Genomic DNA, 12,347 nt, shown 5'->3' with positions numbered 1-12,347 from the left:
CCACTTGGTCGTTCAGTTCCTCCCGGCGGCGTGAACGAACGAGCGTTTCGCGTTCGAGAAAGGCCTGAAAAAATGTGCCGGCGGCGGGTTCGTGCGCCGTCGCTCGAGTCGCTACCGATCCCCGCTGCCGAGTCGCGTGAACAGCCCGGAGATTGAGTCCGTCAGCGACGCGTTCGAGTCATCAATCGTCGTGACCCCGTCTTCGCCGACGGCACAGAGTCGACCGCTGGCGACGGCGAGTGACGAGACGAGACCCTCACACCGGTGGTGCCACAGTCGCGAGCCGTCGGCGGTCCCGAGCGCGGTGAGATTCCCGCCCTCTACGCCCAGATACACGGCTCCGTCGATCGCTGCGAGACCGGTCGTCGCCCGGCCGAGGGGGACGCGCCAGCGTTCGGTTCCCGTCGCCGCGTCGACGGCGTAGACGCTCGCGTTCGAACTGGCGACGTAGGCCGCTCCGTCGGCGACGACGGGCGACGTCTCGATCCGACCGCCGGTGTCAAATCGGCATTCACACGAGCCGTCGGCACTTGACAGTGCCACCAGGGTCTCGCCGCAGGTCACGTACACTCGGCCGTCGGCGACGGCCGGCGGCGTCCCGACGGCGGTCTCGAGGGTTGTCTCCCAGCGCGGACTCCCGTCGCCCGCCGCGACCGCGAATAGCCGATCGCCGGCGGCGACGTACACCGTGCCGCCCGCAACCGTCGGCCCCACGAGCGCTTCGTGGTCGGTCCCGGCCTCGAGATCAGCGGTCCAGACGGGCTGGCCCGTTTCGGCGTCGATCGCGTGGAGTTCGTCACTACCGATGTACACGGTCTCGTCGACGGCGATCGGTGCGGTCCGGACGCGACCGTCGGTCTGGTAGCGCCAGGCGCGCTCGCCGGTTTCAGCGTCGAGCGCGTAGACGGCACCGTCGTCGCTGCCGAGGTACACCGTCCCGTCGACGACCGCCGGCTCGGATCTGATCGGGCCGCCGGCCTCGAACCGCCAGTGTTCGTGACCGTCCTCGATCGCCAGCGCGCTCACGCTGCCGTCGTCGCGCCCGACGACGACGGCCTCGCCAACGAGCGCCGGCGCGCTCTCAATGTCGACGTCGTCGTCGCAGTCGACGCGCCACCGTTCGCTCGCTCGACGATCGAGCGCCTCCCCGGCGACGTGGCCGGTACGCGCCGGCCCACCGCGGACCATCGTCCAGTCGGACTCGCCGACCTCGTCGTCCCCGTCGGTGTCCGTGTCACGTTCCAGTGCGCTCTCGAGCCGCGTCGTCGCGTCCAACGCCGCCTCCGAAACGCTCGGCACGGGATCGTCGCCGAGCGAATCGATCGCGGGCAGCGAGTCGGCGTCCTCGAGCGCCGCGAGCGTTCGAACGGCACGGGCTCGAACGCGGCCGTCGGGATTGGCGAGCGACCGACGGAGCGGCCTGAGATGGTCGCCGGCCGCGTCCTCGAGTCCGGGCCCAGCGTTGGCTTCGGCACACGCGGCCAGCGCGGCCGCCGCGGTCGCTCGGACATCGCTGTCGGGATCGGAGAGCGCGTCGATCAGCGCCGGGAGCGCCTCCTCGAATCCCGCCGGATCGTCGGCGGCCATCGTTTCGAGGACGCGTCCGGCGGTAACCCGGACGACCGGGCTCTCGGTCTCGAGTCCGCCAGCGATCTTCGCGACGCCGGTCGGCCGCAGGCTGTCGGACTCGTCGGCCAGCACGGAGAGTGCAAGCAGCGCGAGCCCCGCTGCCCAAGGATCGCCGCCCAGTCGCCGCCCCATCCCGGAGAGCTGCTTGTTGATGTCGTCGGTGTGGGTCGGCGTCTCGCCGCCGGTCGCGAGCGAGGCGGCGTCGAGCAGGCGATCGTCGACGTGCTCGAGCGCCGATCCCAGCGTCTCCTCGTCGTCATGGTCGGTGATTGCGAGCGTGCCGAGCGCGAGCGTGGCGTAGCCGCGAATCGTCTCGTCTTCACCGGCCCGCGTCGTCCCGTCGTCCTCGGAAACGGTTTCGAGCAGTTCCTGCAATCGATCGCGTTCGGCGACGACGTCGGCCGGCGTCGTCGCGGCCAGTCGGGCGATCTCTCCACCGATCGCGCGTCGGTCTCCGTCGCTCTCGAGTCGGTCGAGCAGGAGTCCCGTTACGGGGTTGCCGTCGCCCGCCTCGACGACCGTCGTCAGCACGGACAGGAGGGCTCTTCGTTCGCGGCCCTCGGCCGCGTCGAATCGCTCCAGTAGCGGCGTGGCGGCGTCGCCGACGAGTTCCGGATCGCTCCGGGCGATATCGGCGAGTCCGTCGGCGACGGACGCCGCGCGCTCGTCGCCCGCTGCGAGGACCTCGAGGACGGCGTCGGTCGGCGTCGGCTCGGTGTCGACGTCAGCCGAAAGCGTCGTCTCGAGCGCGGACAGCGCCGCGGTTCGAACGGACGGCGTCGGATCGACCAGCAACTCGCCGAAGGCGTCGATCACGGCTGCGGTCTCTTCGCCGGTGTCCACACCGAGGGTCGTAAGCGCCTCGCAGGCGGCCACGCGAACCCGTTCCTCGTCGGCGGTCGTCGCCTCGATCGCGAGCGCGAGCGACGGTCGACGGTCGTCCGTTACGTCAGAGACGATCGTCGCGAGTACGTTTCTGACAGTCGTCGCGATCGTTCGGTCGTCATCGTCGAGCGCGCCGAACAGCGACACCAGTACGTCGGCCTCGCGGACGTCGTCCGGATAGCGCTCCGCGAGTCGGCCGAGCGCGATCGCCGCGTTGTTCCTGACCGTCGCGTCGTCGTCGTCGCTCAATCGGTCGCCGAGTGCGGGCACCGCGACGCGAACGTCGTCCGGCTCCGCGGCCGCGACCGTGACGAGATCGCGCGTTGCGGCCCGGCGAACCGGCGTCGCGTCGTCCTCGAGCCGTCGACACAGCGACCGGATCGCCGGGTGGGCGTCGGCCACCTGCGCGCTGGCCACTTCGGCGAGCGCGCGGGCCGCGTAGCCTCGGACCCACTCGTCACCGTCCTCGAGTCGGTCGACGAGCGCGGGAACGTCGGGGCCGTCGTCGCTCTCGCGGGTCGACGACCCGCTCGCACGGTCCGAGGCTCCCTGCGCCTCGCCGGCCTCGAGCGCGATGGCGCTCAGAGCGTCGGCCGCGCGGTGGCGCACCGGTTCGTGCGAATCGTCGAGTCGATCGGCGAGATCGGGGACGACCGGCCGGACCGCGTCGGACGCGGCTTCGGAGACGGCCGCGATGGCGCGGGCGGCGTCGAGACGGACGAGTTCGTCTTCGTCGTCGAGCACGCCGGCAACGTCGGTAACCACGGGTTCGGCGGCGGTCGGACAAGCCGCCGCGACGGCCGCGATGGCCGCGACGCCGTGCGTTCGAATTTCCGGCGTCCCCTCCTCGAGCCAGTCGGCCAGCGGCGCGACGGCGTCGGTGACCGCGGCCGGTCGCTTCGACGCGACGGCCGACAGCGCTCCGGCCGCGTCCGTACGCAGGTCCGCTCGGGAGTCGTCCAGTCGCTCGACGAGTTCCGGGACGGCCGGAACGCCGGCGACGGGATCGTTCTCCGCGACGTCGCGGAGCGCTCGGACGGCCTCGGTTCGAACCTCGGAGACGTCGTCGAGCCTGTCCGCGAGCGGTTCGACGGCGTCGCCCACTGCACCGGGGCGCTCCGCGGCGACGGCGGCGATTGCGACCGCAACGTCGGTCCGGATCTCCACCTGCGGGTCCGCAAGTCTGTCGGCGAACGGATCGACTTCGGTTGCGACCGCCGCCGGCGCCTCGAGGGCGATCGCCCGGAGCGCACGCGCCGCGTTGGCTCTGATGGGGTCGTCGTCGTCGAGTCGGTCGACGAGCGGCGTGATCGTCTCGAGGACGTCCTCGGGGCTGTTCGTCGCGACCGCGGCGAGGATCGCCGTCGCGTTTTCGCGGACGGGAGGAGTCTCGTCGTCGGTCGCCTCGGCCACGTCGTCGACGACCCTCGCGGCCGTTTCGGGGTCGGCGTCGGCGATCGCGGCGAGGGCGTCCGTTGTCCGGACGCGAACGCGTTCGTTCTCGTCGGTGACGTGGGTTCCGAGTGCATCGGTCGAGTCGGTGACGATTCGCGGCTCGTCGGCCGCGACGGCTGCGAGCGCGTCGGCCGCGTCCGCTCGGATCGTCGTCGAGCCCTCGAGTCGATCGGTCAGCGCCGGTACCGACTCCCGAATTGCCGCGGGATGGGTTGTGGCGAGGGCCGACAGCGCCGCTGTCGCGTGCGACCTGATCGCCGGTTCGTCTTCGAGGCGATCGGTCAGCGCCTCGACGGCCGAGCGGACCTCGTCCGGTCGCTCCGTGGCCTCGGTCGCCAGCGTCTTCGCGGCGTACTCTCTGACCTCGGGATCGTCGGCCGTCAGAAAGGCCTCGAGTCGCGTGATTCCGACGGTCACTTCGATTCCGTCGCCCTGGTCGTCCAACTGGAGATCGGTCGGCGTCGTGTCGTTCCCTGTCATGTATCCAACCCGTGTCACGACGCGCGTGAGAGCCACACGTCGCCGCGCAGATAGTTGTGCATACGAACACACCAAGTTAATTCTATCTCCGAGTGACTGGTTTCCAACGGGACGCTACACCGGCGATAGAGCCGATGGTAGCGTCGTACAGGATGAAATCAGTCGCTTACGCCTCGAAAACGAGTTCGTCGCGAGCCGTTCAGGCTTTTGCCTGCCAGGACCGGACGCGTTCGGCACTGATGCCGTCGACGTCCGCAGCGACGACGTCCGCATCGGCGTCGGTCAGATCGTCGAGACTCTCGATCCCCGCGTCGGCGAGTTTCTCGACCGTCTTCGCGCCGACGCCCTCGAGCGCCTCGAGATCCGACCCGGTCTCGCTCTCGCGGGCCTGGAACTCCTGGTAGTTACAGATCGGACAGCCCAGTTCCCACGGTTCGTCGCCGCTGTGGACGACGAGTTCGGGGAGGTCGTGCTCCTCGCAGTGTTCGTCGGTGACCTCGATGTCGCCCCGTCGGGGCAGCGGCAGCGAGTACTCGCAGTCGGGATAGCGCGTACAGCCGACGAGTCTCGAGCCGCTCTGGAGGGTCTTTATTGCTACTTCGCCGTCGTGTTCGTCTCCGCAGTCCGGACAGACGCCCAAGATCGGGCCCTCGCCGGCGTCCTCGGCCTTACAGAGCGGGCAGCCGTGGACGAACGTCTGGCGGCCGGCGAGCATCTTGACCTCGTTCAGCCCGTGGTCCTCGCACTCGTTTTCCATGATCAGCGGCTTGCCGGTCGACGGCAGCGGCAGCGTGTTCTCGCAGTCGGGATAGCCGTCGCAGCCGACGAAGTACGAGCCGTGGCGGCTGCGCCGGACCAGCAGGTCCTCGCCGCACTCGGGGCACGGACCCAGGCGCTTGTCGTCCTTGAGCGACTTGCGCAGTTGGTTGCCGATCTCCTCGCGCGACTCCGCGAGGTTGGCGAAGATTTCCTCGAGCATCTCGCGCGATTCGTTGGTGACGTCGTCGAGCGTCGCCTCGCCGCTCGCGATGGCGTCCATGTCGGCCTCGAGTTGGGCCGTCATCTCCTCGCTGACGACGCGGTCGGCGTGGTCCTCGGCGGCCCCGACGACGGCCATCGCGAGGCGCGTGGGTCGCGGCGGATCGCTCTCGACGTAGCCGCGATCGTACAGCTTCTCGAGGATGTCGTGGCGGGTCGACTTCGTCCCGATCCCGAGATCCTCCATCGTCTCGATGAGCCGCGACTGGCCGTATCGCCGCGGCGGCTGAGTCTCTTTCTCCTCGAGTTCGACGTCGGAGAGGTCGAGTTGCTCGCCCTCGTCGACGCCGGGGACGAAGTTTTCGCTGGTGTTGAAGTAGGGATAGACGTCGTGGTAGCCGGCTTCGACGAGGCGCTTGCCGTTGGACTTGAGCCGGTAGTCGTCGACCTCGGTGACGACCTTGAGGTGCTCCCAGATGGCCGCCTCGGCGACCGTCGCGTAGAACCGGCGCACGACGAGTTCGTACACCTCCCACTCGTCGTCGCTCACGTCGCCGCCGCGGGCTGGGATCTCGCCCGTCGGGTGGATCGGGGGGTGGTCGGTCGTCTCCTCGTCGCCCTCGGTGGGGACGATCTCGTCGTCCGACTCGAGGAGGCTCTCGGCCGACTCACCCAGCGTGGGATGGCCGACGAAGTCGTCGAGCAGTTCCTCGGGATCGAGGTCGTCGGGGTAGACGGTGTTGTCGGTACGCGGGTAGGTGATGTAGCCGGCCGTGTAGAGGTCCTCGGCGATCGACATCGCCCGTTTTGCCGAGTAGCCGATCGCGCTCGCCGCGCGGATGAACTGGGTCGTGTTGAAGGGCGTCGGCGGGGTGTCGGTTCGCGTTCGGCCGTTGACGTCGACGACCGTCGCGCTGTCGCGCTCGGCGAGAGTCTCGTAGACCTCGCTCGCGGCGGCCTCCTCCCAGACGCGTTCGGCCTCGTTGTCGTCCTCGTCCCGGTAGAAGTACTGCGCGTCGAAGGGTTCCGTCTCGCCCTCGCGCTTCCGGAGGTCGGCGAACAGCTCCCAGTAGGTCTCGGGATCGAAGGCCTCGATCTCGCGCTCGCGGTCGACGATTAGCTTGAGCGTCGGCGACTGCACGCGACCGACGGAGATGAAGTCGTTCCCGAGTTGACCCGCCGAAAGCGAGAGGAATCGCGTCAGTGCGGCCCCCCAGATGAGGTCGATGATCTGGCGGGCTTCGCCGGCGGCTGCGAGATCGAAGTCGAGGTCGTCCGGTTCGTCGAACGCGCTCTGGACCTCGTTTTCGGTGATCGAGGAGAACCGAACGCGCCGGATCGGGACCTCCTCGTCGACGTCGCGGACGATGTCGTAGGCCTCCTTGCCGATCAGCTCGCCCTCGCGGTCGTAGTCGGTCGCGATCGTCACGCGAGTGGCCTTCCGCGAGAGGATCCGCAGCGTCGCGACGATGTTCTCCTTCGTGGCCGTCTTCTCGACCGACGCGTCGATGAGTTCGACCGGTTCGACGTCCCGCCAGTCCGAGTACTCGGCGGGGAAGTCGACGCCGACGACGTGGCCGGACAGCCCCACGCAGCGCTTGCCACCCCACTCGTAGACGTTGACGCCCTTCTCGCGACTCGAGTCGTACGTGCCGCCGGAGAGGATGTCGGCGATCCGTCGCGCGGCGTTGTCCTTCTCCGTGATGATCAGTTCCACGACGGCTCACCTCCGCGAGCGGTCGGTGCCAGCCGGTGCGGGCGAGTGGTCTGCATTGTCGGCCGGTACGACTGAGGATCTGATAACGCTTTCGCCGAAAACCGGCCGACAGCGCGGGTGTACGTGCGCTGGGCGAGCGAGCGCGCTCGATCGGCCGCGCGTGCGTGAGGATACCCGACAACGAACTCCGGCGTCGGGGGCTCGCTACTCCGTCAGCGGGAGGAGCACGCCGAAAATCCACGGCGAAAAGAAGGCGGTGACCAGTCCGATCGCCTCGGCGGAGACGAACAGCGTGTGTTCCCACGCGGGGAGGGGACCGAACAAGAGCGGAGCGATCAGTTCGCCTCCCGCACCGAACGCGAACAGGCTCACTCCGAGGAAGAATCCGGCTTTGGTCAGAAAGGCGTAATCGAGGTTTCCGTATCGTCCCATGGGTGACCGGTCGGGAATCGGTCTGATAATAGTTTCGGGCCGTTCCGAACGAGTGAGAAAGGACCGGGTGCGCGGGTCCGCGGTCCGCGCTCCACCTGCGACGGCCGGCAGAGCCGGCAACTCACCCCGCGAGCCGAGTGCTTTTGACGGCTCCGGGAGAGTCACGGACGAATCGCGACGTGACGGCACCGGATTCGGAACGCAAGCGCGTCGATATGACGACGGGGGCGATCCCCCCGAAGCTGTTGCACCTCGCGTGGCTGCTGGTCCTCGGCAACCTGCTCCAGACGTTCTACAACCTCGCGGACATGTTCTGGGTCGGCCGCGTCAGTAGCGACGCCGTCGCCGCCGTCTCGCTCATGTTCCCCCTTTCGTGGCTGTTCGTCTCGACGGCGATGGGAATCACCGCGGCGACCATCGCCCTGGTTTCCCAGTACGTTGGCGCCGACGACGACCGGATGGCCGACAAGGTTGTCGGGCAGACAATCTTGCTCACGCTGGCCGTCTCGAGCGTCCTCGCGGCCGTCGGACTCTACTTCCGCCGCTCCCTCCTGACCCTGATCGGCGCGCGCGAGCAGGTGTTCGTCGAGGCGCTCGCCTACATCGAAGTGATCTTCCTCGCGCTGCCGCTGACCTTCCTCTTCTTCGCCTTTCGATCATCCTTACAGGGTGCTGGCGACACGAAGACGGCGATGTGGCTCGTTTTCGCCTCCGCCGGGATCAACGTCGTCCTCGATCCCTTCTTCATCCTCGGCTGGGGACCCTTCCCCGAGATGGGAACTCGCGGGGCCGCCGTCGCGACGTTCATCGCTCGCGCGTTCGCCACTGTGGCCGGAATTTACATTCTGCTCGACGGCCGCTTCGGAGTTCGGCTGCGACTCGAGGACCTCGCGCCCGACGTCGGAGTGCTGAAACAGCTGATCGACATCGGCTACCCGTCGACGATCGACGGCTGGGCGCGTAGTTTCGCGTCGGTCGCGATGGCCGGCTTCGTCGCCCGGTTTGGGGCGAACCCGACGGCGGCCTACGGGATCGGCGTCCGGCTGATGTCGGTGACGTGGGCCGTTTCGGGGGCCGTCGGCAACGCGACGGCGACGGGCGTCGGCCAGAATCTCGGTGCGAAGACGCCCGACAGAGCCGCGGCCGTCGCGCGAACGGCGACCGCGGGGACGATGGTCCTGATCGCTGCCATCGCGGCCGTGCTGATCGCCTTCCCTGCCCAGGCCATGCGGATCTTTGTCGCCGATCCCGACGTGATCGCCGAGGGGGTCGTCTTCCTGCGGATCATGGCTCCCTTCTGGGCGCTGTTCGCCGGCGTGATGGTCATTCAGGGCGCGTTCCGCGGCGCGGGCAACACGCGAGAGGCGATGGTGCTCTCCTTTCTCTCGCGGTGGATTTTCCGGGTTCCCGTCGCGCTCGTGCTCGCGTTCGCCTGGACGGTGACGGTGCCGATAGTCGGCCTCGAGATCGGCGGCCTCGAGTGGGGCATCGAGGGGATCTGGTGGGCCTACTCGTTCGGAATGGTCGCCTCGTTCGTCGTCGCCGTCGGCTGGTTCCGATTGGGGACGTGGACGGAGGGCGTCATCGGCGAGGACCAAGAGACGACCGACGGGATGGACGGGGCTCGAGATCGGTCCTCGAGCGGGGACACCTCGTAGGGCAGCCGGACGGCCGTCGCGACTCCGGCCCGCTCGTTGCAGAGGCAGGTGACACCTTTACTCGCCGCTTGGCTGTTCGTTGCAACGGTTACACGATGAGTGACACGCTCACACCGCGGCCGGCAGCGAACGGAGATCGACTGCCGGAGAACCGAACCCGGCCAGCGAGGGCCGAATCTCGAATCGCCGAACGGAGGCGGAACCGATGAGAGCCCTCACCTGGCACGGCGAGCAGGACGTTCGCATCGACGAGGTTCCTCGGCCCGAGATCGTAAATCCGACGGACGCGATCGTCGAGATCACGGCCACCGCTATCTGCGGCTCCGATCTCCACCTCTACAACGGGATCATGCCCGGGATGCGGGAGGGCGACGTGCTCGGTCACGAGCCGATGGGGAAGGTCGTCGAGGTCGGCGAGGAGGTCGAGACGCTCGAGGTCGGCGACCGCGTCGTGGTCCCGTTTACGATCAGCTGCGGTTCGTGTTGGTTCTGCGGGGCGGACATGTACTCGTTGTGCGACAACACGAACCCGAACGCCGAACTCATCCGCAAGGAGATGGGTCACTCGCCGGCCGGTCTCTTCGGCTTCTCGCACATGCTCGGCGGCTACGCTGGCGGGCAAGCGGAGTACCTGCGAGTCCCCCACGCCGACGTCGGCCCGATCACGGTCGACTCCGACCTCCCCGACGAGCAAGTGCTCTTTCTCTCGGACATCTTCCCGACGGGGTACATGGCCGCCGAGAACGCGGAGATTGAGGACGGCGACACCGTCGCCGTCTGGGGCTGCGGCCCGGTCGGCCAGTTCGCCATCCAGAGCGCGTGGATGTTCGGCGCGAATCAGGTGGTCGCGATCGACCGCGTGTCCGAACGGCTGGACATGGCGAGCAGCCACGGCGACGCGGAGGCCATCAACTTCGAGCACGAGGACGTCTACGACCGCTTGATGGAGATGACCGGCGGTCGCGGTCCGGACCGGTGTATCGACGCGGTCGGAACGGAGGCCCACGGCACGGGCGTCGGCAGCGTTTCGGATCGATTGAAACAGGGCGTCGGCCTCGAGGACGACCGCCCGTACGTCCTCCGCGAGGCGATCAAGGCCTGCCGGAAGGGCGGCACGCTCTCGATCCCCGGCGTCTACACCGGTGACGTCGACGGGATCCCATTCGGCTCGCTGATGAACAAGGCGCTGACGGTGAAGACCGGCCAGACGCACGTCCAGCGCTACCTCGACCCCCTCATGGAGAAGATCGAGGACGGCGAGATCGACCCCTCGTTCGTCGTGACCCACAAGGCGTCGCTCGAGGACGGGCCGGCGCTCTACGAGACGTTCAACGACAAGGACGACGACTGCATCAAGGTGATGCTGACGCCCTGAGACCGGCATTCAACGCTTGAGAGGTGGCTACGCTACCGGCTCGGCAGCCACTTCCTGAGCGTCGGACTGAACTCGGCGGCCATCTGCGCGTCAGCGTCGGTGAAGGCGTCGGTCACGATCAGCGTGAGCAGATACGTGCCGACGACCACGACGGGGAGCAGGACGACGATGATCGTGTCCGACTCGAGGAGGTAGACGATCGGCGCGCCGGCGATAACCGCGGGCACGCCGGCGTAGACGATTTTGGCGAAGTCCCGGGTGAACGGATGGATGCCGTCGAAGTAGTAGATCTCGCCAAGGGTCAGACAGCCCACGAGAAAGAGCGCTGCTGCCGATCCGATCGCCGCCCCTTCGATCCCGATGAAGGGGACAAGCGTGAACGAGACGAGGAAGTTCGTGCCGAACAGGACGAGGGTGTTGCCAAAGACGACCCGCGAGTAGCCCAGGCCCTGCAGCAGCGAGCCGTCGGGACCGCCGAAGGTGACGTTGAAGAGAAACGCGGCGGCGAGCAGCGCGACGATGGTGTTCGCTTCGGCGTACTGGGGCGTGTACAGTACGGCGAGGTACGAACTCGCGCCGAGCGAGAGGAAGATGGCAACGGGGAGCGTAATTGCAGCGATCCAGCGGGCCATGATCCGAAACCGCTCCTCGACCAGATCGATGTCGTCCCGCGTCTCGGCGATCAGCGGCTTGAACACGGGCGACAGCGAGTTGAAGATGATCATCAGCCCCGAGCCGAGCATGTAGCCGACGCGGTAGATACCGACGTCGTCCGAGTCGAGGAAGAAGCCGAGGACGAAGTAGTCAACGTGGCCCATCAGGACGAAGACGACGCTGGTCATCGCCAGCGGGACGGAGTACTTGACGAGCGGGGCCGGCGCGACGAGTTCGATTTCGGCCGTCAGGAGTCCCCAGGCTTTGTAGACGAAGACGGCCGCGCCGATCGTGATCGCGACGAACAGGCCGACGACGTAGCCGGCGATGAGTCCGAGTAGCCCGTAGCCGACGAGCAAGAGCCCCGCGGTGACGACGAAGCGGACGATCGGCCGCACGATATCGCGCATGATGACGCGGTACTGGAGCTTCTTGATGCTGTAGTAGGAGGTCAACAGGACGTTGTAGATGGCGAGCATCGGGATCGTCACCGAGAGCAAGAGGAGTCCGATCCCCATCGCCGGCTCCTGGAAGAGGTCGGCGATGTACGTGGCGCTGACGGCGAGGGCGAAGGCGACCAGCGAGGACGTGATCAGCACGGTCGCGGTCACCTGCACGATCACGCCCTTGGCCTTCCCGTGCTCGCCGTCGTCCAAATACTGCGGCACGAAGTAGTCGATCGCCAGCGGCAGCCCGAGGTTCGCGAACACCTGCATGAACAGGATGACCGACGTCGCCAGCACGAACAGCCCGTAGACCGAGGGGCTGACGAACCGGGTCATCAGCATGACGATCGCGAACCCGAGCGCGCCGTTGATGAGGTTGCCGACGAACGTGATGCTTCCCTGTTTCGCGAGCGTCGAAATCCCCTCGTCGCGGTCCGAGTTCGGGTCGTTCTCCGTCTCGGCATCGGTGTCCGGGCCGAGACCGAGTCCGTCGTCCGAGCCCCCATCAGAATCGACGGCGTGGTCGCGACCGGGATCGGAATCGCTGTTGGGATCCGAGTTGCCGCCGGTCATGACACGCCTTCCCTCCGTCGGCTCGTCGCGGCCTCGGCTACCGACGGCTCACTTGAGCGCTTCAT

6 protein-coding genes are annotated in these 12,347 nt (G+C 67.7%); 2 read left to right on the top strand and 4 right to left on the bottom strand.

Going from position 1 to position 12,347, the window contains the following annotated elements:
- Positions 1-111: 111 nt before the first annotated feature.
- From ACSFC5_RS11935 to ACSFC5_RS11925, 3 genes are all read right to left on the bottom strand, one after another.
- Positions 112-4,449: an outer membrane protein assembly factor BamB family protein gene (locus ACSFC5_RS11935; RefSeq protein WP_440765471.1), complete on the bottom strand. Its 4,338-nt coding sequence runs from the start codon at positions 4,447-4,449 to the stop codon at positions 112-114.
- Positions 4,450-4,648: 199 nt separating this feature from the next.
- A complete protein-coding gene (locus ACSFC5_RS11930) occupies positions 4,649-7,144 on the bottom strand; it encodes a DNA topoisomerase I (protein WP_440765470.1) in 2,496 nt (831 codons plus the stop codon).
- Positions 7,145-7,348: 204 nt separating this feature from the next.
- Positions 7,349-7,576, bottom strand: coding sequence for a DUF7860 family protein (locus ACSFC5_RS11925; RefSeq protein ID WP_440765469.1), 228 nt, complete (start codon positions 7,574-7,576; stop codon positions 7,349-7,351).
- A 215-nt stretch (positions 7,577-7,791) separates the two neighbouring features.
- Here ACSFC5_RS11925 and ACSFC5_RS11920 point away from each other — a divergent pair, with 215 nt between their 5' ends.
- Entirely contained in the window at positions 7,792-9,234 is a 1,443-nt protein-coding gene (locus tag ACSFC5_RS11920; RefSeq protein WP_440766303.1) for an MATE family efflux transporter, read from the top strand.
- A 205-nt stretch (positions 9,235-9,439) separates the two neighbouring features.
- The gene (locus ACSFC5_RS11915) at positions 9,440-10,609 is read left to right on the top strand and encodes a zinc-dependent alcohol dehydrogenase (RefSeq protein WP_440765468.1); all 1,170 of its coding nucleotides are present in this window, start codon (positions 9,440-9,442) and stop codon (positions 10,607-10,609) included.
- 32 nt (positions 10,610-10,641) lie between these two features.
- Here ACSFC5_RS11915 and ACSFC5_RS11910 read toward each other — a convergent pair whose 3' ends face one another.
- Positions 10,642-12,282, bottom strand: coding sequence for a flippase (locus tag ACSFC5_RS11910; RefSeq protein WP_440765467.1), 1,641 nt, complete (start codon positions 12,280-12,282; stop codon positions 10,642-10,644).
- Between the last annotated feature and the right edge of the window lie 65 nt (positions 12,283-12,347).

Source organism: Natronorubrum marinum, from assembly GCF_052040125.1.
In the GTDB taxonomy this organism is placed as follows: domain Archaea; phylum Halobacteriota; class Halobacteria; order Halobacteriales; family Natrialbaceae; genus Natronorubrum.
This window is presented reverse-complemented; position numbering and strand designations above follow the sequence as displayed.

Bases quoted from the DNA above. Each gene is read 5' to 3' on its own strand.
- ACSFC5_RS11935 (WP_440765471.1), bottom strand. From the start codon at position 4,449: ATGACAGGGAACGACACGACGCCGACCGATCTCCAGTTGGACGACCAG.
- ACSFC5_RS11925 (WP_440765469.1), bottom strand. From the start codon at position 7,576: ATGGGACGATACGGAAACCTCGATTACGCCTTTCTGACCAAAGCCGGA.
- ACSFC5_RS11920 (WP_440766303.1), top strand. From the start codon at position 7,792: ATGACGACGGGGGCGATCCCCCCGAAGCTGTTGCACCTCGCGTGGCTG.
- ACSFC5_RS11915 (WP_440765468.1), top strand. From the start codon at position 9,440: ATGAGAGCCCTCACCTGGCACGGCGAGCAGGACGTTCGCATCGACGAG.
- ACSFC5_RS11910 (WP_440765467.1), bottom strand. From the start codon at position 12,282: ATGACCGGCGGCAACTCGGATCCCAACAGCGATTCCGATCCCGGTCGC.